24 protein-coding genes are annotated in these 23,953 nt (G+C 68.8%); 11 read left to right on the forward strand and 13 right to left on the reverse strand.

Annotated elements, in window-relative coordinates; translation table 11 throughout:
* Positions 1 to 10: 10 nt before the first annotated feature.
* The 3 genes from WU80_RS25270 to rimP all read right to left on the reverse strand — a co-directional run bounded on the left by WU80_RS25270 (position 11) and on the right by rimP (position 2,071).
* Entirely contained in the window at positions 11 to 394 is a 384-nt protein-coding gene (locus tag WU80_RS25270) for a YlxR family protein (protein WP_197281099.1), read from the reverse strand.
* Between the two features lie 94 nt (positions 395 to 488).
* Positions 489 to 1,544, reverse strand: a complete 1,056-nt coding sequence (gene nusA / locus WU80_RS06080; RefSeq protein ID WP_055400383.1) for a transcription termination factor NusA — start codon at positions 1,542 to 1,544, stop codon at positions 489 to 491.
* The gene (gene rimP / locus WU80_RS06085; protein ID WP_055400386.1) at positions 1,544 to 2,071 is read right to left on the reverse strand and encodes a ribosome maturation factor RimP; all 528 of its coding nucleotides are present in this window, start codon (positions 2,069 to 2,071) and stop codon (positions 1,544 to 1,546) included. Before rimP ends, nusA begins: the two co-directional genes overlap by 1 nt.
* A gap of 204 nt (positions 2,072 to 2,275) precedes the next feature.
* Here rimP and WU80_RS06090 point away from each other — a divergent pair, with 204 nt between their 5' ends.
* A complete protein-coding gene (locus WU80_RS06090) occupies positions 2,276 to 2,812 on the forward strand; it encodes a hypothetical protein (RefSeq protein WP_055400461.1) in 537 nt (178 codons plus the stop codon).
* Entirely contained in the window at positions 2,809 to 3,255 is a 447-nt protein-coding gene (locus WU80_RS06095; protein WP_055400388.1) for a ferritin-like domain-containing protein, read from the forward strand. The genes WU80_RS06090 and WU80_RS06095 overlap by 4 nt, the downstream gene beginning before the upstream one ends.
* 20 nt (positions 3,256 to 3,275) lie before the next feature.
* Here WU80_RS06095 and WU80_RS06100 read toward each other — a convergent pair whose 3' ends face one another.
* Entirely contained in the window at positions 3,276 to 5,024 is a 1,749-nt protein-coding gene (locus WU80_RS06100) for a proline--tRNA ligase (RefSeq protein WP_055400390.1), read from the reverse strand.
* Between the two features lie 405 nt (positions 5,025 to 5,429).
* Between WU80_RS06100 and WU80_RS06105 the strand changes: the two genes are divergently transcribed.
* Together WU80_RS06105 and WU80_RS06110 are read left to right on the forward strand one after the other, a co-directional pair.
* Positions 5,430 to 6,074: a nucleotidyltransferase domain-containing protein gene (locus WU80_RS06105; RefSeq protein WP_055400463.1), complete on the forward strand. Its 645-nt coding sequence runs from the start codon at positions 5,430 to 5,432 to the stop codon at positions 6,072 to 6,074.
* On the forward strand, positions 6,074 to 6,463 hold the full coding sequence (locus WU80_RS06110) for a hypothetical protein (RefSeq protein WP_055400392.1): 390 nt from the start codon (positions 6,074 to 6,076) through the stop codon (positions 6,461 to 6,463). Before WU80_RS06105 ends, WU80_RS06110 begins: the two co-directional genes overlap by 1 nt.
* Before the next feature lie 160 nt (positions 6,464 to 6,623).
* Here WU80_RS06110 and WU80_RS06115 read toward each other — a convergent pair whose 3' ends face one another.
* From WU80_RS06115 to mqo, 7 genes are all read right to left on the reverse strand, one after another.
* Entirely contained in the window at positions 6,624 to 8,216 is a 1,593-nt protein-coding gene (locus tag WU80_RS06115) for an MFS transporter (protein ID WP_055400394.1), read from the reverse strand.
* Between the two features lie 33 nt (positions 8,217 to 8,249).
* On the reverse strand, positions 8,250 to 9,455 hold the full coding sequence (cobA, locus tag WU80_RS06120) for a uroporphyrinogen-III C-methyltransferase (RefSeq protein ID WP_055400396.1): 1,206 nt from the start codon (positions 9,453 to 9,455) through the stop codon (positions 8,250 to 8,252).
* A gap of 66 nt (positions 9,456 to 9,521) precedes the next feature.
* Positions 9,522 to 10,898, reverse strand: a complete 1,377-nt coding sequence (locus WU80_RS06125) for a cobyrinate a,c-diamide synthase (RefSeq protein WP_055400398.1) — start codon at positions 10,896 to 10,898, stop codon at positions 9,522 to 9,524.
* Positions 10,895 to 11,509 carry a cob(I)yrinic acid a,c-diamide adenosyltransferase gene (cobO, locus tag WU80_RS06130; protein WP_055400400.1) on the reverse strand — a complete coding sequence of 205 codons (615 nt, stop codon included), beginning with the start codon at positions 11,507 to 11,509 and terminating at the stop codon, positions 10,895 to 10,897. Before cobO ends, WU80_RS06125 begins: the two co-directional genes overlap by 4 nt.
* Positions 11,510 to 11,524: 15 nt before the next feature.
* The gene (locus tag WU80_RS06135; protein ID WP_055400402.1) at positions 11,525 to 13,360 is read right to left on the reverse strand and encodes a magnesium chelatase subunit D family protein; all 1,836 of its coding nucleotides are present in this window, start codon (positions 13,358 to 13,360) and stop codon (positions 11,525 to 11,527) included.
* A complete protein-coding gene (locus WU80_RS06140) occupies positions 13,357 to 13,836 on the reverse strand; it encodes a GNAT family N-acetyltransferase (RefSeq protein ID WP_055400404.1) in 480 nt (159 codons plus the stop codon). Before WU80_RS06140 ends, WU80_RS06135 begins: the two co-directional genes overlap by 4 nt.
* Positions 13,833 to 15,335, reverse strand: a complete 1,503-nt coding sequence (gene mqo, locus WU80_RS06145; RefSeq protein WP_082459737.1) for a malate dehydrogenase (quinone) — start codon at positions 15,333 to 15,335, stop codon at positions 13,833 to 13,835. Before mqo ends, WU80_RS06140 begins: the two co-directional genes overlap by 4 nt.
* Positions 15,336 to 15,445: 110 nt before the next feature.
* Here mqo and WU80_RS06150 point away from each other — a divergent pair, with 110 nt between their 5' ends.
* Together WU80_RS06150 and mtr are read left to right on the forward strand one after the other, a co-directional pair.
* Positions 15,446 to 16,459 carry an alpha/beta hydrolase gene (locus WU80_RS06150; protein WP_055400406.1) on the forward strand — a complete coding sequence of 338 codons (1,014 nt, stop codon included), beginning with the start codon at positions 15,446 to 15,448 and terminating at the stop codon, positions 16,457 to 16,459.
* 4 nt (positions 16,460 to 16,463) lie between these two features.
* Positions 16,464 to 17,852 (forward strand): mycothione reductase, encoded by a 1,389-nt coding sequence (gene mtr, locus WU80_RS06155; protein WP_055400408.1) that lies wholly within the window; start codon positions 16,464 to 16,466, stop codon positions 17,850 to 17,852.
* Positions 17,853 to 17,859: 7 nt separating this feature from the next.
* On the opposite strand, the gene WU80_RS26315 is transcribed toward mtr, so the two are convergent.
* Complete coding sequence (locus tag WU80_RS26315; RefSeq protein ID WP_231633757.1) at positions 17,860 to 18,105, reverse strand: Fur family transcriptional regulator; 246 nt, start codon at positions 18,103 to 18,105, stop codon at positions 17,860 to 17,862.
* Complete coding sequence (locus tag WU80_RS26320) at positions 18,102 to 18,323, reverse strand: hypothetical protein (RefSeq protein WP_231633758.1); 222 nt, start codon at positions 18,321 to 18,323, stop codon at positions 18,102 to 18,104. Before WU80_RS26320 ends, WU80_RS26315 begins: the two co-directional genes overlap by 4 nt.
* A gap of 154 nt (positions 18,324 to 18,477) precedes the next feature.
* On the opposite strand from WU80_RS26320, the gene WU80_RS06165 reads away from it, so the two are divergent.
* The 5 genes from WU80_RS06165 (at position 18,478) to WU80_RS06185 (ending at position 23,953) form a co-directional block, all read left to right on the forward strand.
* On the forward strand, positions 18,478 to 19,593 hold the full coding sequence (locus WU80_RS06165) for a HoxN/HupN/NixA family nickel/cobalt transporter (RefSeq protein ID WP_055400410.1): 1,116 nt from the start codon (positions 18,478 to 18,480) through the stop codon (positions 19,591 to 19,593).
* Between the two features lie 42 nt (positions 19,594 to 19,635).
* A complete protein-coding gene (locus WU80_RS06170; RefSeq protein ID WP_055400412.1) occupies positions 19,636 to 19,971 on the forward strand; it encodes a hydrogenase maturation nickel metallochaperone HypA in 336 nt (111 codons plus the stop codon).
* 28 nt (positions 19,972 to 19,999) lie between these two features.
* Positions 20,000 to 20,770: a hydrogenase nickel incorporation protein HypB gene (hypB, locus tag WU80_RS06175; protein WP_055400414.1), complete on the forward strand. Its 771-nt coding sequence runs from the start codon at positions 20,000 to 20,002 to the stop codon at positions 20,768 to 20,770.
* Positions 20,771 to 21,014: 244 nt separating this feature from the next.
* A complete protein-coding gene (locus WU80_RS06180) occupies positions 21,015 to 22,070 on the forward strand; it encodes a hydrogenase expression protein HypE (protein ID WP_055400416.1) in 1,056 nt (351 codons plus the stop codon).
* 83 nt (positions 22,071 to 22,153) lie between these two features.
* Positions 22,154 to 23,953 (forward strand): nickel-dependent hydrogenase large subunit, encoded by a 1,800-nt coding sequence (locus WU80_RS06185; protein ID WP_055400418.1) that lies wholly within the window; start codon positions 22,154 to 22,156, stop codon positions 23,951 to 23,953.

Below are 23,953 nucleotides of genomic sequence, written 5' to 3' on the forward strand. Positions count from 1 at the left end.
TGACACATGGTCATCGGGACTTCACGGTGTGCTCATGTTCTTTGCTGCCTCTTCTGTTGGTGCCGAGAGGATCGGGTGCGCCTAGTGACTCTAGGTGCTCGACCACCGCGGACACGTCCGGGGAACCGGCGATGCGCAGCGCTCTGGTGAAAGCCCGCCGCCGAATCGCCTGTTGCACGCACTGCGGTTCGGGGTGCAGCCACGCACCCCGCCCCGGCAGGCTACTCCTAGTGTCGACGATCACGGCATATCCGCCGTTCCCGTCCGACACAGCCGCTACGCGAAGCAGTTCGACGGCCAACCCTCGCTTCCGGCACCCGACGCACGTGCGGACTGGTCCGTCCACACATTTGTGCGCCCTGGTTTCGGGTGCCGAAGGTTCGCGCTGGATCACGGCTCAGTCTAGCGTCACTTACCCGATGGTCAGAACCGCCCGAGGGTGCGGGCCGCTCTCCCCCGCCGCGCGGCCGTTCGGTCGGCTTGCCGCGCTAGCGGTCGTGCGCCACCGGATGGGTGGCGCCGCGCTCGGGGTGGGCCTGTGAATGCGCGTCGGATGCACCCGGCGTATCGCCGCGGATGTCGATGCGCCACCCGGTGAGCCGGGCCGCCAACCGCGCGTTCTGGCCCTCCTTGCCGATGGCCAGGGAAAGCTGGAAATCGGGCACCACCACGCGGGCGGCCCGGGCGTTCTGGTCGATGATCGACACGGACACCACCTTGGCCGGCGACAACGCGTTGGCGACGAAGCGGGACGGGTCTTCGTCGTAGTCGATGATGTCGATCTTCTCCCCCGAGAGCTCGCTCATCACGTTGCGGACCCGCTGGCCCATCGGGCCGATGCAGGCCCCTTTCGCGTTCAGGCCGGAGACGTTGGATTTCACCGCGATCTTGGAGCGATGGCCGGCCTCGCGGGCCACCGCCACGATCTCGACCGAACCGTCGGCGATCTCGGGGACCTCCAGGGAGAACAACTTGCGTACCAGGTTGGGGTGCGTCCGCGACAGCGTGATCAGCGGCTCGCGCGATCCGCGGGTCACCCCGATCACGTAGCAACGCACCCGGTTGCCATGCTCGTAGCTTTCGCCGGGCACCTGTTCGGCGGCCGGGATGACGCCCTCGGACGCCTTGGTCTCGGTGCCCATCCGGACCACGACCAGCCCGCGGGCGTTGGCGCGGCTGTCGCGCTGGATGACGCCCGCGACGATCTCGCCCTCGCGGGTCGAGAACTCGCCATAGGTGCGCTCGTTTTCGGCGTCCCGAAACCGCTGCAGCATGACCTGACGCGCGGTGGTCGCGGCGATGCGGCCGAAACCCTCGGGGGTGTCGTCCCATTCGCTGATCACGTTGCCGTCGTCGTCGGTCTCGCGGGCGACGACGCGCACCACACCGGTCTTGCGGTCGATCTCGATGCGCGCGTCGTTCTGGTGGCCCTCGGTGTGCCGGTAGGCGGTGAGCAGCGCCGATTTGATCGTCTCGAGCAGCTCGTTGACCGAGATGCCCCGATCCACCTCGATGGCGTGCAGCGCGGCCATGTCGATATTCATCAGCGCCGCTCCTCCGTCCTGTCGGCCCGGCCCGCCAGCTCCAACTCCGCTTGGGCCGGCGGCGAAAACTCCACCTGGACAACGGCTTTGGCGATGTCGGCGAGCGGAATCTCGCGCACCGTGTAGTCGCGGCCCTGGCGAACCACGAGCGTGACGGCGTGGTCGCGGGTCTCCCCGACCCGGCCGGTCAGGCGGGAACCGTCCGCCAGGTCGACGTCCACCTTGCGGCCGTGGGCGCGGCGAAAGTGCTTTTCGCTGGTCAGCGGGCGTTCCACGCCCGGGGAACTCACCTCGAGCACGTAGCGGTCCCGGATGCCGTCGAGGCCGTCCAGCAAAGTCGACGCGGAGCGTGACAGGTCCGCGATGGTGTCCAGGTCAAGGGCTTTGTCACCGTCGGCGACGACCATGATCCGCGGCGGGCGCGTGCGGGCGTCGATGACCACGTCTTCGATCTCATATCCCGCGCGCGCGAACTCTCCACCGAGTAGCTCGATCACCTGCGTCTGCGAAGGTAGCCCGGTGGTCACGGCGAGCTCCTCATCTTGAGTTGTCCGGTCAGCTGGAGGGCGTCGCCGCCCCGCTGGCTTGCGGGCGGCTCCAGTGTCCCGGCGGAACGCGAGGGCTGCCGTTCCGCGAGAGCCAGCTATCAACGATACGCCAGGATTCGCGTCTGACGGCCGGATCGCGTCCTGGCTTCGTACCCACCGCCGCACCGATGGCAGGATGTGTTTGTGTCTAGCGCAGTTCCCGTCGTCAACCGGCGGGGTGTGCTCGCCGGCGGCGCGGCTCTGGCTGCGCTCGGGGTGGTCACCTCCGCCTGCGGCGAGTCCCCGCCCAAGCCCCCGGCCGTCGAAGAGTTGCTGGGCCCGTTGGATCAGGCCCGCAAGGACAGCGCGCTGGCCGGCGCCGCCGCGGCGGCCGTCGGCAATCCGCCGCAGATCGCCGCCGCGCTGACGGTGGTCGCCAGCCAGCGCGCCGCGCACGCCCGCGCCCTGTCCACGGAGATCTCGCGGGCCGCCGGCAAGATCACCAGCTCGTCGACCAGCGAGACCGCCACCCCGAGCCCGAGCGCCGCCGAACCGGCGGGCCCGCCGCCGCCCCCGCCGCCGGTGTCCGACGTGATCAACGCGTTGCGCGCCTCGGCGGACAGCGCCAGCCGCCTGGTGGCGGGCGAATCCGGCTACCGCGCGGGGCTGCTCGCGTCGATCATCGCGTCGTGCACGGCGTCGTACACGGTCGCCCTGGTGCCCGGGGGTCCGTCGATATGAGCTCCGGCAAGGACGCCGACAACGCGGCGTTGTGCGACGCGCTGGCCATCGAACACTCGACGATCTACGGCTACGGCATGGTCTCGGCACTGTCGCCGCCCAGCGTGAACGGCATGGTGGTGGAGGCCCTGTTGCAGCACCGCCAGCGCCGCGACGACGTGATCGCGATGCTGACCGCCCGCAAGGTCAACGCCCCGGTCGCCGCCCCCGGCTACCAGCTGCCGATGCTGATCGGCAGCGCCGCGGACGCGGCGCGCCTGGCCGCCCGGATGGAGAACGACTGCGCGTCGGCCTGGCGGGTGGTGATCGAGCACGCCGAGACGGCCGACGACCGCGCGTTCGCCGCGACGGCGCTGACGCAGAGCGCCGTGATGGCCGCCCGCTGGAACCGCGTGCTGGGCGCCTGGCCCATCACGACGAGCTTCCCGGGCGGAAACGACTAGCGCCGCAGGGGTTTGGAGCGCTACCCGGTCAGCGCGGCCGCGACGTCGGCGGCCAGCGACGGCCCGGTGGCCAGCTCACGCGTCTCGCCGCTGAAGCGGTCGCGCAGCTCGACCACGCCGTTGCCCCAGCCGCGGCCCACCACCAGGATCCAGGGCACGCCCAGCAACTCGGCGTCCTTGAACTTGACCCCCGGCGAGGCCTGCCGGTCGTCGAGCAGCACCTCGACGCCCAGCCGGTCCAGGTCGGCGGCCAGCGCGGTCGCCCCGGTGCGGGCGTCCGCGTCCTTGTTGGCGATCACCAGGTGCACGTCGAACGGCGCGACCGACGCCGGCCAGCGCAGGCCCAGCTCGTCGTGGTGCTGCTCGGCGATGACGGCCACCATGCGCGACACCCCGAGCCCGTAGGAGCCCATGGTCAGCCGCACCGGCTTGCCGTCCTCACCGAGCACGTCGGCGGCGAAGGCGTCGGTGTATTTGCGCCCGAGCTGGAAGATGTGCGCGACCTCGATGCCCCGCGCCGACACCAGCGGGCCGGCGCCGTCGGGCGACGGATCGCCGTCGCGCACCTCGGCGGCCTCGATGGTGCCGTCGGCGGTGAAATCCCGGCCGGCCACCAGGCCGACGACGTGGCGGCCCTTCTCGTCCGCCCCGGTGATCCAGCTGGTGCCGTCCACCACCCGCGGGTCGACGAGATAGCGAACACCGTTGTCGCGCAACGCCTTAGGACCGATATAACCCTTCACCAGGAACGGGTACTTGGCGAAGTCGGCGTCGTCGAGCAACGCGTACTCGGCCGGATCCAGCGCCGCGCCCAGCCTCTTGTCGTCGACCTCGCGGTCGCCGGGCAACCCGATGGCCAGCAGCTCCGGGTCCCCACCGGGCTGGCGCACCTTGAGCAGGACGTTCTTCAGGGTGTCGGCGGCGGTGACGGTGCGGCCGAGGTCGGCCGTGTTGGCCCACTCGACCAGCGTGGCGATGGTCGGGGTGTCGCCGGTGTCGTGGACCACGGCCTCGGGCAGCCCCTCGATGGGCCGGGCCTCCGGGCGGGCGGTGACGACGGCCTCGACGTTGGCCGCATACCCGGACTCCAGGCAGCGCACGAAAGTGTCTTCACCGACCGGACTTTCGGCCAAAAACTCCTCGGAGGCGCTGCCACCCATCGCCCCCGACACCGCGGAGACGATCACGTAGCGCACCTGGAGCCGATTGAAGATGCGCTGATACGCCTCCCGGTGCGCGTGATAGGCGGCCTTGAGCCCGGCGTCGTCGATGTCGAAGGAGTAGGAGTCCTTCATCACGAACTCGCGCACCCGCAGGATGCCCGCCCGGGGCCGCGCCTCGTCGCGGTACTTGTTCTGGATCTGATAGAGCAGCACCGGAAAGTCTTTGTAGGAGCTGTATTCGCCCTTGACGGTCAGGGTGAACAGTTCCTCGTGCGTCGGCCCCAGCAGGTAGTCGTTGCCGCGACGGTCCTTGACCCGGAACACGCCGTCGCCGTATTCGGTCCACCGGTTCGTGGTCTCGTAGGGCGCGCGGGGCAGCAGGGCGGGGAACAGGATCTCCTGCCCGCCGATGGCGTTCATCTCCTCGCGGACGATGCTTTCGATCCTGCGCAGCACCCGCAGGCCGAGCGGCAGCCAGCTGTACAACCCGGGCGCGACGGGCCGGACGTAGCCGGCCCGGATCAGCAGTTTGTGGCTGGGCACTTCCGCGTCGGCGGGGTCGTCGCGCAATGTGCGCAAGAACAACTCGGACATCCGGGTGATCACAGCGGGCCAGCCTAGCGGTGATCGCATGCGCGGCGGAGCCGGGCGCTGGGGTCACCGCCATCCAGGCCCTCGGTGGAGGCAAAGCGACACGAGCCGAGGGATTGTGGTCGCGTGGATTTTGATATAGCCAGACCTCTCGAATCCGGCGCAAGAACATTGGACTCTGGGCCTTGCTCACCGTCCCAAACTTGGCGACGCCGAGGTTGACGTTCCAGCCGCCGTCGCGGCTTACACGGACGCAGCGACGAAGACAGCCCTGGCCGCCGATCAGCCAGGCAGCGCCTCACTGCAGCAAGTGGCCGCACTCGTTGTGCAGCAGGTCGACCGCGGATTCCAACTATAGTAGCAATACTCACACTATAGTAGGTATACTCAAACTTTAGTTGGAGATGGGAGGTGGTTGCGTTGCAGCTTAACCGGCCGTTTGCAACGGTGACGCCGACGTTAGATGGGGACGTTCTTGCCGTACTGGCACTCGGCGAGATGACGTTCACGATTAGCCAGATACAACGCGTTCTCACTAACGCGTCCGTCGAAGGCATCCGCAAAGTCTTGGCCCGCCTGACGGTCCAGGGTGTGGTGTTGCACGATCAAGTGAGCAGAACTCACACCTACCGCCTTAACACCGAACATCTTGCAGCAGAGCCGATCCAGGCGCTATCACGCCTGACTGCGACATTTCTGGAGCGGCTCGAAATGCAACTGGAAGGGTGGGCAGAGGCGCCCAAGTATGCCGCGGTGTTCGGATCGGCCGCAACGGGCCTCATGACACTCGACAGTGACATCGATCTGTTCCTGGTGCGGGCTGCATCAGCCGAACACGCTGACGATGAAGGTGAATCGGAAGCATGGGAACAGCAGGTGGCCGAACTTGCACGGTCGATCACCGCCTGGACTGGCAACGATGGCCGCATTGTCGAATACACCGAGAACGATCTTCGGACCGCGGCTGCCGCCGGTGAACCGCTGCTGAATGAGGTCGCCAAGCAGGGCTTGACTGTCGCCGGGACACGGTCATGGCTAAATAGGCAGATCCCGAGGAGGTCCTGATGGCCGGGACACGGAACTGCAACGCCGCTGTCATCGCGGGACGCATGTCTAAGGCGGTCGAGTTCTTGGAAGGTGCCGAGCATCTGGAAGACGAAATGCCCAACGCTGCGGGCGATCTTTTCATCGACGCCGGCATCGCGGCCTCCGATGTCATCTGCTGCATCCGCCTTGGCATGCACTCGAACAGCGGCACCCACAGTGACGCGGTCACATTGCTGGAGCGGGCGAGCAAGGGAACCGAAAAACACCTCAATACGCTGCTCGGCTTGAAAAACAAGGCGGCATACACCCATCAACCGCTATCCCCCGCCGAGTGCAAGAAGATGAACAGAGCCGCCTCCCATCTCGTCGAGGCGGCCAGGCGGGCCGTAGCGTCAGTCGGCAAGTGACGAAGATCCACGGCATCCGACCAGCTGAGCTTCACGCGCGCAAAAATTCCGGTGGACATGCGTAACCAGCCGCTCCAAAGCTTTGAAGACAAAAGCCGGGGTGGGCGGGGCTCGAACCCGCGACCAATTGAGCGGGCTGCCAATCGGCGGCCCGCGAGACCTACAGCTCGCCGGCGTCGATCGCTTCCTTGACCTCTTGCGCGTGGGCCACCTGCTCCGGCGTGTAGCCGATCAACAGGGCCGCACCGCCGACGATGACGGCCACGCCGGCCACCCACAACAGGCCGTAGGTATAGCCCTGATCGAGCGCGTGCAACTGGAGGTCGTTCATGATCTTCACCGGGCCGGTCGTGCCGCCCAGGTACAGCGTGCGCGACGTGATCACGGCCTGGATGACGGCCAGCACCAGCGGTCCGCCGAGGCTCTGCAGCATCAACGCGATCGCCGACACCGGGCCGATCTGATCGAAACCCACCCCCGCGATGGCCGACAGCGTCAGCGGAACGACGCAGATGCCGATGCCGATACCGCCGACGATGATCGGCAACACCAGGTTGGGGAAATAGGGCACGCCGCGGTGCATGAAGGCCCAGCCGTAGAGCATCGCCCAGAACAGCAGGACGCCACCGCCGATGGTCAGCACCCGCGGCGAGAACCGCGACACCAGCTGGGAGGAGACGCCCAGGCCGATCCCCATCGCGATGACGAACGGAATGAAGCCGACGCCCGCGCGCAGCGCGCTGTAGCCCAGGATGTCCTGCACGTACAGGCCGATGCAGACGGTCAGGCTGAACATCAGCCCGCCGGCCAGGAAGATCGCGGCGAAGGTGACCAGCCGGTTGCGGTCGCGGAAGAGACTGAATGGGACGACCGGGTTTTCGGCCGTGCGCTCCACGATGACGAAGGCCAGCGCGGCGGCCAGCGCGACGACACCCGAGGCGATGGTGGTGATCGACACCCAGCCCTTCTCCGGCCCCATCGAGAAGGCGTAGACGGCGGCGGTGCACGCCAGGGTGGCGAGCATGGCGCCGGTGGCGTCGAGCTTCATCCGCTCGCGGTTGGTCTCGCGCAGCGCGGTGCGGGCCAGGTAGATCATCACCAGCCCGATCGGCACGTTCACCAGGAAGGCCAGCCGCCAGGACACCTCGGTCAGCGCTCCGCCGACCACCAGGCCCATCACCGAACCGATGGCCGTCATCGCGGCGAACACCGCCGTCGCGAAGTTACGCGCCGGGCCCTTGGGGAACGTGGTCGCCACCAGCGCCAAGCCCGTCGGCGAGGCGATGGCCGACCCGACGCCCTGGGAGAGCCGCGCGATGACCATCGTGGCCTCGTCCCAGGCGACCGCGCACAGCACCGAGGAAATGGTGAACAGCGCGACGCCGACGATGAAGGTGCGCTTGCGTCCGATGGTGTCGCCCAGCCGGCCGCCCAACAGCATCAGGCCGCCGAAGGTGAGCACATACGCGGTGATCACCCAGCTGCGGCCGGCGTCCGAGAGGCTCAGCTCGTTCTGGATCCTCGGCAGCGCCACGATGGCGACGGTGCTGTCCATGGTCGCCAGCAACTGCATACCGCCGATGGCGATCACGGCCGCGATGAAGCGACGCGAAGGCAGCCAGGCCGGGTAGTACTTGCTGAGGCGCGTGGAGGCGGTCTCCGCCGGGCGCTCGGCGCGCACCGGGGCCGGACGATCGGGGCGCGCGGACGCGAATTTCCGCACCGCGCGCTCACTGTCGTTGAGGGCCGTCATAAAGGGTTACCTTACAGTAATCTTAAGATCCGTTTAAAGCCCGAAGGCCGCCACCGGACCGATCACGATGATCGCGGGAGGTCGGATGCCCTCGGCGCGGATCTTTTCGGGCGTGTCGGCGAGGGTGGCCCGCAAAGTCCGCTGTTCGGCCGTCGTGCCGTGCTGGACCACCAACACCGGCGTATCCGCAGGTCGACCGCCTTTTATCAGCGCGTCGGCGAAAAGCTCGATGCGTTCGACGGCCATCAGCAAAACGATGGTGCCCGACAATGCGGCCAGCGCATTCCAATTCACTAACGATTCGGGGTGATCGGGCGCCAGATGACCGCTGACCACGACGAATTCGTGATTTATCGCCCGATGCGTCACCGGAACACCCGCCAGGGCGGGCACTCCTATGGCACTTGTCACACCCGGGACCACGATCACCGGGATCCCGGCGTCCACGCACGCCTGCACTTCCTCGTAGCCGCGGGCGAAGACGAACGGGTCCCCGCCCTTGAGCCGGACGACGAACTTTCCGGATCGGGCCCGCTCGATCATGACGTCGTTGATCGCGTCCTGGGCCATCGCCCGCCCGTAGGGGATCTTGGCCGCGTCGATCACCTCCACGTGCGGCGGCAGCTCGGCCAGCAGCTCCGGCGGCGCGAGCCGGTCGGCGACCACGACGTCGGCGTGGGCCAGCAGGCGCCGCCCGCGCACGGTGATCAGTTCGGGGTCGCCGGGGCCGCCGCCGACGAGCGCCACCCCGCCGCGCACGACGTCGGAGCTCACCGCGCTGTCCACGGTGATGACCCCGGTCTGCAACGCCTCCCGGATGGCCGAGCGGATTGCCGCGGAGCGGCGGTGCTCGCCGCCGGCCAACACCCCCACCGATAACCCCTCATAACGGAAGGACGCCGGGGTCACCGCGGTCCCCTCCACGGCGATGTCGGCGCGGACGCAGAACAGGTGGCGGCGTTCGGCCTCGGCGACGACGGCCGCGTTCACTTCCGGGTCGTTGGTGGCGGCGATCGCGTACCAGGCCCCGTCGAGGTCACCGTCGCGGTATTCGCGCAGGGACAACGTGATTCCGGTCATCGCCTCGACCGACCTGGTGGCGCTGCGGGAGATGACGTGGACGTCCGCGCCGCTGGCGATCAGCAGGGGTAGCCGGCGTTGGGCGACCGAGCCGCCGCCGACCACGACGACCTTCTTGCCGGCCAGCCGCAGTCCGGCGAGGTAGGCGTTCTCGGTCACCGGGCAAGCCTAGTGGCGATCGCGAGCGCGGCGGGACGCCGGGCGCTGCGGGTCGCCACCATCGGGTCAGTGGCGATCGCGAGCGCGGCGGGCGGCGGCGTGCGCGACGAACCGCGCGACCGCTTCCGGCGCGGCCGCCGGGTGGGTGTGCAGATACGACGCGTGCACGCCGGCGTGCACCACGCCGTCGCGCACGGCGTCCACCCCGGCACCCCGGTACACCCACGCGGGCTGGTGGCTGTCGGTGAAAGTGACTGCGGTGCGGTGGAATTCGTGCCCCACCGCGCGCTGCCCGGCGCGATACAATGGCGAATCGGCGACGGCCACGGCGTCGCGATAGGCCAGCGTCAGGTGCAGCGTGAACCGCGCCGACCCGGCCAGCACGCCGCACATCGGGTAGCCGTCGAGTTCGGTGGCCAGGTAGATGAGGCCGGCGCATTCGGCGTGAATGGGCGCGCCGGCGGCGGCCAGCTCGTTGATCTGCCGGCGCACAAGGTCGTTGGCCGAGAGCTCCGCGGTGAACTGTTCCGGGAAGCCACCGGGCAGCAGCACCGCGTCCGTGCCGTCCGGCAACGGGTCGGCCAACGGGTCGAATTCGACCACCTCGGCGCCCGCGGCCTCGAGCAACTCGGCATGCTCGGCGTAGCCGAAGCTGAACGCCTTTCCCGCCGCCATCGCCACGGTGGCCCGCGCGCCGGGAGCCCCGCCCGCCGCCGTCGCCGGGTCCCACGCCGGGCCGGCGCGGCTCGCGGCCACCGCCGCCACGGCAGCCAGGTCGACGTGGCGCGCCACCAGGTCGGTCATCGCCTCGACCGCGAGCCGCGCCCGCCGCCCGTACTCCACCGCGGTCACCAGGCCCAAATACCTTGTCGGGAGCTCCAATTCGGCGGTGCGCGGAATGGCGCCCAGCACCGGGACGCCCGCCTGCTCGCAGGCCTGCCGCAGCACCTGCTCGTGCCGGGCCGAGCCGACGCGGTTGAGGATCACGCCGCGGACCCGCGTCCCGGCATCGAACGTCGAAAAGCCGTGCAGCAGTGCGGCGATGCTGTGGCTCTGACCGCGCGCGTCGACCACCAGGATGACCGGCGCGCCCAACAGGCCGGCCACGTGTGCGGTGGACCCGTCCGCCGGGCCGGCGACGGCGGGACCGATCCGCCCGTCGAAGAGGCCCATCACGCCTTCGATCACCGCGATGTCCGCACCGTCGGCGCCGTGCGCGTACAGCGGGCCGACGAGGCTCTCGCCGACCAGCACCGGGTCCAGGTTGCGGCCGGGACGCCCGGCGGCCAGGCCGTGATAACCGGGGTCGATGAAATCCGGGCCGACCTTGAACGGCGCTACGGCATGACCGGCGCGCCGCAGGGCACCGATCAAACCCGTTGCGACGGTGGTCTTTCCGCTGCCAGATGCCGGCGCGGCGACGACCACCGCGGGGACGCTCACCACTCGATGCCCTTCTGCCCCTTGCGGCCCGCGTCCATCGGGTGCTTGATCTTCGTCATCTCGGTCACCAAGTCAGCCGCCTCGATCAACCGCTGCGGGGCATCGCGCCCGGTGATGACCACGTGCTGGTGGCCGGGCCGCGCCAGCAGCACGTCCACCACCTCGTCGACGTCCACCCATCCCCACTTCAGCGGGTAGGTGAACTCGTCGAGCACGTAGAAGTCGTGGCGCTGCTCGGCCAGCCGGCGCGAGATCTCGGCCCACCCGTCGGCGGCCGCCGCCGCGTGGTCGAGTTCGCTGCCCGCCTTGCGCGACCAGGACCACCCCGCGCCCATCTTGTGCCATTCGACGGGCCCACCGATCCGGTGCTCGTCGTGCACGCGGCCGAGTTGCGCGAAGGCCGACTCCTCACCCACCTTCCACTTGGCGCTCTTGACGAACTGGAAGACGGCGACGGAAAGCCCGACGTTCCACGCCCGCAACGCCATTCCGAAGGCGGCCGTCGATTTCCCCTTGCCGGGGCCGGTGTGCACCGCCAGCACCGGGGTGTTGCGCCGGGCCTTGGTGCTCAACCCGTCGTCGGGCACCTGAAGGGGGCGGCCTTGTGGCATCGGCGAATACCTTCCTCAGGCCGCGCCGCGCACCGCGCGCGTCAGGGAGTCCGCGTGCAGCTGCTCGAGCCGCACCGCCGGCGCGCCCAGCCGGCGGGCCAGCTGCTCGGCCAAACCCAGCCGCACATAGGACGTCTCGCAGTCCACGACCACCGCGGCGGTGCCTTCGGACACCAGCCGCGCCGCCGCGATGTTGCTGCGGCGCAACGGGTCCGGCCCCGCGGTGGCCCGGCCGTCGGTCAGCACCACCACCAGGGCGCGCCTTGCCCGGTCGCGGGCCTTCTCGCGGACGATCAGCTCACGCGCGGCCAACAGCCCTTCGGCCAGTGGGGTCTTGCCGCCGGTGTCGAATCGGGCCAGTCGCCGCCCGGCGATGTGCGCCGACGACGTCGGCGGCAGCAGCAACCGCGCCTCCTGCTGGCGGAACGTGATAACGGCGACCTTGTCGCGGCGCTGGTACGCGTCGCGCAGCAGTGACAACGTCGCGCCGCTCACCGCGGCCATGCGGTCGCGCGCCGCCATCGACCCCGACGCGTCCACGACGAAGATGACCAGGTTGCCCTCGCGACCCTCACGGATCGCGCGGCGCACGTCGTCCGGCCCCGGCCGCAGCGGCCCGGCGCCGGCGCGCTCGGCCGCCGAGAGCACGGTGGCGAACAGGTGCAGCCCGTGCGCGCCGGAACCCGTGTCGTCGCCGTCGGCGGCCGCGATCACGCGGCCGGTCGCGTTGCGGGCCCGCGACCGCCGCCCGGGCGCACCCGCGCCGACCCCGGGCACCGTCAGGGCCCGGGCGCGGAAGGTCCGCGACGGCGGCGCGCTGGGGCGCGGCGGCTGCGGCTTGGACGCCGGTCGCGAATCACCTTGCGGCGCAATGTCCTCGGCGGCCCCTCCCCCGCCCGGCGGGTCGGGCTCGGGATCCGGATCGTCGTCGCCGGCTTGCGCCAGCGCCTCGTCGAGCTGATCGCGGTCGATGCCCGGGTCGTCGAACGGGTCGCGGCGGCGCCGATGCGGCAACGCCAGCTCGGCGGCCACCCGGACGTCCTGCTCTTCGACGGACTTCACCCCGCGCCAGGCGGCATGCGCGGCGGCGGTGCGGGCCACCACCAGATCGGCCCGCATCCCGTCCACGTCGAACGCCGCGCAGACCGCGGCGATGCGCCGTAACTCGTTGTCGGGCAACGCCACGTCGGCGACCAGGGCCCGCGCGTCGGCGATGCGCCGGGCCAACGCCGCCTCGGCGTCGGCGTACCGCTCGGCGAACCCGTCCGGGTCGGCCTCGTAGGCCATCCGCTGCCGGATCACCTCCACCCGCACGTCGACATCGCGCGACGCGTGCACGTCGACGGTCAGACCGAACCGGTCCAGCAGCTGCGGACGCAGCTCGCCCTCCTCCGGATTCATGGTGCCGATCAGCACGAAGCGCGCCTCATGCGAATGGGAGATGCCGTCGCGTTCGATGTGCACCCGGCCCATGGCCGCGGCGTCGAGCAGCACGTCCACCAGATGGTCGTGCAGCAGGTTGACCTCGTCGACGTAGAGCACGCCGCCGTGCGCGCGGGCCAGCAGCCCCGGCGAGAACGCGTGCTCGCCGTCGCGCAGCACCCGCTGCAGGTCCAGCGAACCGATCACCCGGTCTTCGGTTGCGCCGAGCGGCATTTCGACCAGGCCGGCGCCCTCGCCGCCGGTGGCCGCCGAGAGCAGCGCCGCCAGGCCGCGCACCGCCGTCGACTTGGCCGTGCCCTTCTCGCCGCGGATGAGCGCGCCGCCGATCTCCGGGCGCACCGCGCACAACAGCAGCGCCAGGCGCAGCTGGTCGTGCCCGACGATCGCGCTGAACGGGTAGGGCTTCACGGCAGCTCCGTCAGGCCGGAGCCGGGGCGTGAAGGCTTGAGCATCGGCACGTGCGGAATCCCGTCGTCGACGAAATCCTCCCCGGCGCGGACGAACCCGTGCTGGGCGTACATGTCGGCCAGGTAGGTTTGCGCGTCGATCCGGCACGGGTAGTCGCCCACCTCGGCCAGGGCGGCGCGCAGCAGCCGCGTGGTGTGTCCCTGCCCGCGCGCGCTGCGCTTGGTGCACAACCGGCCGATCCGGAACGCCTTCTGGCCGCCGGCGTGCTCCTCCATCAACCGCAGCGTGCAGATCACCTCGCCGTCGGGCGTCTCCAGCCAGAAGTGCCGCGTCTCGGCGAGCAGGTCACGCCCGTCCAGCTCCGGGTACGGGCAGGCCTGCTCCACCACGAACACCTCAACCCGTAGCTTGAGCAGCTCGTAAAGGGTCCGGGCGCCAAGGTCTTTGGCCCAAGACCGACGCAACGCCTCACTCATGACCGAACCCCCGAATCGGACTTCAACCGCAACACCTCGGTGCCCCAGGACCACACCTCGTCGTACAGCGCCGGTTCGCGGGACAGCGCGACCCCCAGCGACGGCACCATCTCCTTGAGCGCGGGCAGCCAGGACGGGTAGCGGCCGGCGAAGCAGCGCGCAAGCACCTCGAGCATGGCCGCCACCGCCGTCGACGCCCCCGGGGAGCCCCCCAGCAGCCCGGCGATGGTGCCATCGGCATCCGCCAGCACGGTGTTGCTGAAGTCCAGCACGCCCCCCTTGCGGCGGTCCCGCCGAATCACCTGCACGCGTTGACCGGCCACGGTCAACTCCCAATCCGAATCGGTTGCGCTGGGCGCGAATTCGCGCAGCGCGTCGATCCGATCCGGTTCGGACAGCCGCAGCTGGCCGATCAGGTACCTCACCAGTGTCAGCTGGGTGAGGCCGACACCGAGCATGGACACCGCGTTGTCCGGTTTCACCGAGCGGGCCAGGTCCGAAAGGCGGCCGTGTTTCAAGAACTTCGGTGACCAACCGGCGAAGGGCCCGAACACCAGCCACGACTTGCCGTTGACGAACCGGAGGTCGAGGTGCAGCGCGCCGAGCGGCGGGGCGCCCGCCGCCGGCATCCCGTACACCTTGGCCCGGTGCGCGGCGATGCGCGCCGGGTTGTCGGTTCGCAGGAACCGCCCGCCGATGGGGAATCCGGCGAAGCCCCTGACCTCCTTGATGCCCGACTTCTGCAACAGCGGCAGCGCGTCGCCGCCGGCCCCGACGAAGACGAATTTGGCTTCCAGCCGGTGCTTTTCGCCGGTGCGGCGATTGCGGAGCTGCAGGGTCCAGCCGCCGTCCGGCCGGCGGGTCAGATCGCGGACCTCGTGGCCGAACAGCGCGGTCGCGCCGCCCTGCACGCAGAAGCCGACGAGCTGGCGGGCCAGCGCGCCGAAGTCGACGTCGGTGCCGTGGGGCGCCCAGTTGAGCGCGGTCGGTTCGGTGAAGTCGCGCTTGGCGGCCATGAACGGCAGCCGGCGGGCGAACTCTTGCGGGTCGTCGACGAATTCGGTGCCGGCGAAGAGCGGGTTGGCCGCGAGGGCCCGCTGCCGGCGCCGCAGAAAGTCGACGCCCCGCGCCCCGCGCACGAAACTCACGTGTGGGATCCGGTTGAGGAAGTTGGTGTCGGTCAGGATCCCGTTCTCGACGGCGTAGGCCCAGAACTGCCGGCTCACCTGGAACTGCTCGTTGATGCGCACCGCTTTGGTGATGTCGATAGAGCCGTCCGGGTTTTTCGGGGTGTAGTTGAGCTCGCACAGCGCGGAGTGCCCGGTGCCGGCGTTGTTCCAGGGGCTGCTGCTTTCGGCGGCGACCGCGTCCAGCCGTTCGACGATCGTCATCGACCAGTCGGGCTGCAGCCGCCGCAGCAACGCGCCCAGGGTGGCGCTCATGATGCCCGCGCCCACCAGCACGACGTCCGTCCGTGCGGTTCGGGCTAGCGACGACACCTGCTCCCGGTCCTTTCCTCGACTGTGCCGGTCCCCAGGCTATCCCGAGGCGAACCGGGCACGACCGGCATGCGCCTCCCCGCGACCAGCAAAACCTCTAAGCTGGCCTCGTGACTGGCTGGGTGCCCGATGTCCTGCCCGGTTATTGGCAGCGCACCATCCCGCTCGGGCCCGACCCGGTCGGCGAGGGCGAGATCGTCGCGACGCTGATCCGGCGCGGCGAGCCCACCGGTCCCCACGGGACCGGCCATGCGGTGCTCGCCGTGCACGGCTACACCGACTACTTCTTCCACACGGCGCTGGCCGATCACTTCGCCGACCGCGGCTTCGCCTTCTACGCGCTGGACCTACAGAAATGCGGGCGGTCGCGCCGCGACGGCCAGACGCCGCACTTCATCACCAACCTCGACGACTACGACGCCGAACTCGGGCAAGCGCTGGCGGTCATCCGCGAACAGGAGCGGCCCGCCAAGGTCCTGGTGTACGGCCATTCCGCCGGCGGGCTCATCGTGTCGCTGTGGCTGGACCGGCTTCGCCGGCGCGACGCCGCGGCCCACGCCGGCGTCGGGGGCTTGGTGCTCAACAGCCCCTTCCTGGACCTGCACGGGCCGGCGGTGCTGCGCCACTCCGTGACCTCGGCGCTGATCGCGGGGCTGTCCCGGGTGCGGTCCAAGAGTGTGGTGCGCTCGCCCACCGACGGCGGCTACGGCGCCACCCTGCACCGCGACTATCACGGCGAGTTCGATTACAACCTGCAGTGGAAACCGGTGGGCGGCTTTCCCATCACGCTCGGTTGGCTGCACGCCATCCGCCGCGGCCAGGTCCGGCTGCACCGCGGGCTGGACGTCGGGGTGCCCAACCTGATCCTGCGTTCGGATCACACCGTGCGAGAAACCAGCGACGCGGCGTCCATGCAAAGCGGCGACGCGGTTCTCGATGTCAGCCAGATCGCCCGGTGGGCCGGGTGCATCGGGAATCGCAGCACGATGGTCCCGATCGGCGACGCGAAACACGATGTCTTCCTTTCGCTGCCGGGGCCGCGGGAGGCTGCCTATCGCCAGCTCGACCGCTGGCTGGACGACTACCTCAACGCCGATCGCACCCAGCCATCGAAGCGGGGGTGAGGAGATGGAGACATACGACCTCGCGATCATCGGGACCGGTTCGGGCAACAGCATTTTCGACGATAGATTCAAGGAGATGCGAACGGCGCTGTGCGAGCACGGCACCTTCGGCGGCACCTGCCTCAACGTGGGCTGCATCCCGACCAAGATGTTCGTCTACGCCGCCGAAGTCGCCACGACGATCCGCGACGCGGCGCGCTACGGGGTCGACGCGCACATCGACGGGGTGCGCTGGGACGACATCGTCTCGCGCATCTTCGGACGCATCGATCCGATCTCGATGAGCGGCGAAGACTACCGCCGCTCATCACCCAACGTCGACCTGTACAGCCAGCACACCCGGTTCGGGCCGGTTCAGCCCGACGGGCGCTACCTGTTGCGCACCGACGCCGGTGACGAATTCACCGCCGACCGGGTGGTGATCGCCGCGGGATCGCGGCCGGTGATCCCGCCCGCGATCCTCGACTGCGGCGTCGCTTATCACACCAGCGACACAATCATGCGCATCCCCGAGCTGCCCGGGCACCTCGTCATCGTCGGAAGCGGCTACGTGGCAGCAGAATTCGCTCACGTGTTCTCCTCTCTGGGCGTGCGCGTCACGCTGGTGTGCAGAGGCGCCACCATGCTGCGGAATTCCGACGACACCATCTGCAAACGCTTCACCCGCATCGCCGCCGCCAAATGGGAGCTGCGCATGCACCGCAACGTCGTGGGCGGCAGCAACGAAGGCTCCGGCGTCGCGCTGCGACTCGACGACGGGTCAACGCTGCACGCCGACCTGTTGCTGGTCGCGACCGGCCGGTTGTCCAACGCCGACCTGCTGGACGCCGAACAGGCCGGTGTCGACGTCGAGGACGGCCGGGTGGTGGTCGACGAATACCAACGCACCTCGGCCCGTGGCGTTTTCGCGCTCGGCGACGTCAGCTCGCCCTACCAGCTCAAGCACGTCGCCAACCATGAGGCCCGCGTCGTTGCGCACAACCTGTTCTGCGACTGGGACGACACCGAATCGATGGTGCGGACCGATCACCGCTACGTGCCGTCGGCGGTATTCACCGATCCGCAGCTGGCGGCCGTCGGGCTAACCGAAACACAGGCCATGGCAAAAGGATTCGACATTTCGGTCGCGATCCACGATTACGGCGACGTCGCCTACGGCTGGGCGATGGAGGACACCACCGGGATAGTGAAGCTCATCGCCGAGCGCAACACCGGCTGCTTGCTCGGCGCGCACATCATGGGCCCGCAGGCATCCTCGATCATCCAGCCGCTGATTCAGGCGATGAGCTTCGGGTTGACCGCCCCGGAGATGGCCCGCGGCCAGTACTGGATCCACCCGGCGCTGCCCGAAGTGGTCGAGAACGCGCTCTTGGATCTGGGTCGCAACCGGTAGACCGAGCTCAGCGCCGCTGGCACTGCGGGCACAGGCCGTGCAGCGTCAGGCCCGCCGCCTCGGACAGCGCAAAGGAACTGCCCGCCATCGCGTGTTCGAGCGCCGAACTGAGCTGGCGGGCGGGCACCTCGATGATCGCGCCGCATTCGGTGCAGACGGCGTGGTGGTGCGGCGCGGTGGCCATCCCGTAAGTGGTGACACCACCGTCGACGGTCAAGGCGTGCAGCACTTTCTGCTCGACCAGGGTGGTCACCGTGCGATAGATGGTCGCCACGTCGGGGCGTGGGCGCCGTGCGGCAGGCAGGCCCGCACCCGCTTGTGGATCTCCGCCACCGGCAGGTGCCCGTCGACCGGCTCGAGCACGGCCAGCACCTGGATCCGCGACGACATCCGCCGCAGCCCCCGCGCGCGCAGCAGATCGCCGATCCGGGCGGTGACCGACGGGTCGAGTGCCGCTGGCTTGGGCGTCACCCGTTCAGTGTCGCGCCGCCCCACCGGCCGCGCCAGTTTTCGGCCGAATTCGCCGGCACCCCCGTCGCGATTCCTGCGACCCGCTTGCATCTGGCCGAGGGCGGCACATACAGTCGTGCCATCGGTTCCCCCGCCCGACGCTGGAAGGAATCCAGTGGCCAGCACCGAGCTCGACGGGCGCCCGTCATGGACGGCCAAGCTTCGCAACGCGTTGACGCCGGCGGAGTGGTGGCGGCTCGCGGCGATGGCGGCGGTCATCGTCGCGCTCCACGTGATCGGCTGGTTCACCTTGGTGGCCCTGGTGACCCCCGCGCAATTCAGCCTCGGCGGCAAGGCATTTGGCGTCGGCGTCGGGCTGACGGCCTACGCCCTTGGCCTGCGGCACGCGTTCGACGCCGACCACATCGCCGCCATCGACAACACCACGCGCAAGCTGATGAACGACGGGCAACGACCCCTGGCGGTGGGATTCTTCTTCTCGCTGGGCCATTCCACCGTGGTCTTCGGGCTGGCGGTCCTGCTGGCGTCCGGGGTCAAGACGATCGTCGGAGGAGTGCGCGACGACTCGTCCGCGCTGCACCACTACACGGGGCTGATCGGCACCGGCGTCTCCGGGGTCTTCCTCTACGTGATCGCCCTCCTCAACGTGGTCGTGCTGGTCGGCATCCTGCGGGTGTTCGCCCGGCTGCGTCGCGGTGACTACGACCCCGACGCCGACGGGGCCGAACTCGAGCGGCAGCTCAACGACCGCGGTCTGATGAACCGATTCCTCGGCCGCTTCACCACATCGATCACCAAGTCGTGGCACTCCTATCCGGTCGGGGTGCTGTTCGGGCTCGGCTTCGACACCGCCACCGAGATCGCGCTGCTGGTCCTGGCCGGCAGCAGCGCGGCCGCCGGGTTGCCGTGGTACGCGATCGTGTGCCTGCCGGTGCTGTTCACCGCCGGCATGTGCCTGCTGGACACCATCGACGGCTCGTTCATGAACTTCGCGTACGGCTGGGCCTTTTCCAACCCGGTGCGCAAGATCTACTACAACATCACCATCACCGCGCTGTCGGTCCTCGTCGCGCTGGTGATCGGCAGCGTCGAACTACTCGCCCTGTTCGCCGAGCAGTTCGGCTGGCGGGGCGCGTTCTGGAGCTGGATCGGCGGGCTGGACCTCAACACCGTCGGCTATTTCGTGGTGGGCGCCTTCGTCGTCACCTGGGCGGTGGCGGTGCTGGTCTGGCGCTGCGGTCGCCTCGAACAGAAGTGGGCTCCCTCGTGACACCGCTGCGTTGCGGGGCCGTTCGGGTGTAGAACAGTGCTCATGCATGAGCTGTCGCTGTGCGAAGCGATCGCCGGTGTGGCCAAGACGCACGCCGACGGTCGACACGTCGACGTGGTGCGCGTGCGGATCGGGGCGCTCCGCCAGGTGGTGCCCGAGTCGCTGTCGTTCTGCTGGACGCTGGTGCGCGACGCCGAGAACATGCCGGAGGCCGAGCTGGAACTCGAGTGCGTGGGGGCCGAGGTGCGCTGCCGCGCGTGCGGCCGGCGATCGGAGATCACGTCGGCCTGGTCCATCTGGTGCCCGCGGTGCGACAGCTCCGACGTCGAGGTGTTGCAGGGCAACGAGTTCTTGGTGACGTCCCTGGACGTCTCGTGAAAAGCGACCGTTCCGAACGGATTTGACCATGGGCAGATTTCACCGGCACGACGACGGAACCGTGCACACCCACGACCACGATGATCCGGATCACCAGCACGGCGACCACGGCGGCTACCGGACCGGCAGGCAACGCGTCGACGTGCTGGAGGCCATCTTCGCCGAGAACGACCTCCTCGCCGATGCCAACCGGACGGCATTCGAGGCCAATGGGGTGCGCACCCTCAACCTGATGAGCTCGCCGGGATCGGGCAAGACGACCGTCCTGCAGGCCACGCTCGACGAGCTCGCCGGGGAACTGGCCATCGGGGTGATCGAGGGTGACATCGCCACCGATCTGGACGCGGCCAAGCTCAGCGGTCGCGGCGCCCAGGTGTCACTGCTCAACACCAGCAACGGTTTTGGCGGTGAATGCCACCTCGACGCGCCGATGGTCAACCGCGCGCTTCCCGGCCTCGAACTGGCCGCGCTCGACCTGGTGATCATCGAGAACGTCGGCAACCTGGTCTGCCCGGCGGAGTTCGACGTCGGCGAGCACGCCAAGGCCATGGTGTACTCCGTGACCGAGGGCGAGGACAAGCCACTGAAGTATCCGGTGATGTTCCGGTCGGTGGACGTGGTGCTGCTCAACAAGATTGACTTGGTCCCCCACCTCGACGTCGACGTCGACACGTACATCGAGCACGTGCGCAAGGTCAACGCGAACGCGACCATCCTGCCGCTCAGCGCGCGCACCGGCGCCGGGATGGGCGCGTGGTTCGGGTGGCTGCGACGCTTCGCCGCGGAGCCGCCCGCCTAACGCCTCGTCTTGCAATACGCCTCGTCTTGCCACGATTTTGCATGACGCCGTCCCGTCCGCGGGCCGCCGATCGCCGTCGCCGGCGCCCCCTCGGCAATGCAACGGTTGTCTAAGTACTTTGTGCCGCAGAACCGTTGACACGCCTGGCGGTGAGGAGTAGACCCGGAAATTAGCGCTGCGCAAGTGGGCCGACGGTCGACTCCGGCGGCGCAGGGGCCCCAGCCCGGCCCCGGAAAGCTGCAGCATGCCAACAGAAGCAGCAGTCAAAGCGGAAGAAACGTTGATCCACGTTCTATGGATCAATGCCGGGCTCAGTTGTGATGGCGATTCGGTGGCGCTGACTGCCGCCACCCAACCCACCGTCGAGGAGATCGCCCTGGGGGCTTTGCCGGGGCTTCCGAAGGTCGCCGTGCACTGGCCACTGATCGACTTCGAGTGCGGACCCAGCGGGGGGGCGGACGACTTTCTGTCCTGGTTCTTCAAAGCCGACCGGGGCGAGTTGGAACCCTTCGTGCTCGTAGTCGAGGGGTCGATCCCCAACGAGAAGATCAAGGACGAGGGCTACTGGTGCGGGTTCGGCAACGATCCGGCCACCGGCCAGCCGATGACCACCAGCGAGTGGCTCGACCGGTTGGCGCCCAAGGCCACCGCGGTCGTCGCTGTCGGGACCTGCGCCACCTACGGCGGCATCCACGCCATGGCCGGGAACCCGACCGGTGCCATGGGGGTGCCCGACTATCTGGGGTGGGAGTGGAAGAGCAAGGCCGGCATTCCGATCGTGTGCGTGCCCGGTTGCCCCATCCATCCCGACAACCTGTCGGAGACGCTGACCTATCTGCTCTACATGGCGACCGGTCAGGCGCCGATGATTCCGCTCGACGACGCGCTGCGTCCTGCGTGGTTGTTCGGCAACACCGTCCACGAGGGCTGCGACCGGGCCGGCTACTACGAGCAGGGCGACTTCGCCACGGAATACGGATCGCCGAAATGCATTGTGAAGCTGGGCTGTTGGGGCCCGGTAGTCAAATGCAACGTGCCCAAGCGGGGATGGATCAACGGCGTCGGCGGGTGCCCGAACGTGGGCGGGATCTGCATCGGCTGCACCATGCCGGGCTTCCCCGACAAGTTCATGCCCTTCATGGACGAGCCGCCGGGCGGCAAGGTTTCCACCACCGCGTCGGGCCTGTACGGCACCGTGATTCGCAACTTGAGGGGTATCACGGCGCGCACCGTCGACAAGGAACCGCGGTGGCGCCACAACGGTAACCAACTCACCACCGGGGCGCGCCGGACCTGGTAGGTCACCTACCGGGTCGGCGCGCTTCGTTCTCACCACCGAAAGCCTTCGGAACTGACGAGCCCACAGCGGGAAGAAGAACTGCGATGACAACCATCATTCCGGAACCCACCCACGCCAAGCGGGAGCCCGGCCAGCTGGTCGACATGGCGTGGGACCCGATCACCAGGATCGTGGGCAGCCTGGGCATCTACACGAAGATCGACTTCGAGAACCGCGAAGTCGTCGAGTGCCACAGCACCTCGTCGATCTTCCGTGGCTACTCGATCTTCATGAAGGGCAAGGATCCGCGCGACGCCCACTTCATCACCAGCCGCATCTGCGGCATCTGCGGCGACAACCACGCCACCTGCTCGTGCTACGCGCAGAACATGGCCTACGGCGTCAAGCCGCCGCACCTCGGTGAGTGGATCGTCAACCTGGGCGAGGCCGCGGAATACATGTTCGACCACAACATCTTCCAGGAGAACCTGGTCGGCGTGGACTTCTGCGAGAAGATGGTCTCCGAGACCAATCCGAGCGTGCTCTCCCTGGCGGAGAAGACCCCGGCCCCGCAGGCCGGCGCGCACGGCTACCGGACGATCGCCGACATCATGCGCTCGCTCAACCCGTTCACCGGCGAGTTCTACCGCGAGGCGCTGGCGGTCAGTCGCTGGACGCGAGAGATGTTCTGCCTCATGGAGGGCCGCCACGTGCACCCGTCCACCCTGTACCCCGGCGGGGTGGGCACGGTCGCGACCATCCAGTTGATGACCGACTACATGACCCGGCTGATGCGTTATGTGGAGTTCATGAAGAAGGTCGTGCCCATGCACGACGACCTGTTCGACTTCTTCTATGAGGCGCTGCCCGGTTACGAGAAGGTCGGGCTGCGCCGCACCCTGCTCGGCTGCTGGGGCTCGTTCCAGGACCCCGAGGTGTGCAACTTCGAGTACAAGGACATGGAACGCTGGGGCAACGCGATGTTCGTGACCCCGGGCGTGGTGGTGGACGGCAAGCTGGTCACCCACTCGCTGGTGGACATCAACCTGGGCATCCGAATCCTTTTGGGCAGTTCGTATTACGACGACTGGACCGATCAGGAGATGTTCGTCAAGACCGACCCGCTGGGCAACGCGGTGGACCGGCGCCACCCGTGGAACCAGCACACCAACCCGCACCCGCAGAAGCGGGACATGGACGGCGGCAAGTACAGCTGGGTGATGTCGCCGCGCTGGTTCGACGGCACGGACCACCTGGCCCTGGACACCGGCGGCGGGCCGCTGGCCCGGTTGTGGGCGACGGCGCTGGCCGGGCTCGTCGACATCGGCTACGTCAAGGCGACCGGCAACAGCGTGAAGATCAACCTGCCCAAGACGGCGCTCAAACCCCCGGTGGAGTTCGAGTGGAAGATCCCGCAGCACGGCAGCAACACGATCGAACGCGACCGCGCGCGCACCTACTTCCAGGCGTACGCGGCCGCGTGCGCGCTGCACTTCGCCGAGAAGGCGCTCGAGGAGATCCGCGCCGGACGCACCAAGACGTGGGAGAAATTCGAGGTGCCCGACGAGGCCATCGGGTGCGGGTTCACCGAGGCGGTGCGCGGCGTGCTCAGCCACCACCTGGTGATCCGGGACGGCAAGATCGCCAACTACCACCCGTACCCGCCCACCCCATGGAACGCCAACCCCCGCGACAGCTACGGCACCCCGGGCCCGTATGAGGACGCGGTGCAGGGCCAGCCGATCTTCGAGGAGAACGACCGGGAGAACTTCAAGGGCATCGACGTGATGCGCACGGTGCGCAGCTTCGATCCGTGCCTGCCCTGCGGTGTGCACATGTACTTGGGTAAGGGCAAGACCCTCGACAGACTGCACACACCAACCCAGTCGCCCGTCGGGGAGTAG

The organism is Mycobacterium sp. UM_11, from assembly GCF_001414075.1.
Taxonomy (GTDB): domain Bacteria; phylum Actinomycetota; class Actinomycetes; order Mycobacteriales; family Mycobacteriaceae; genus Mycobacterium.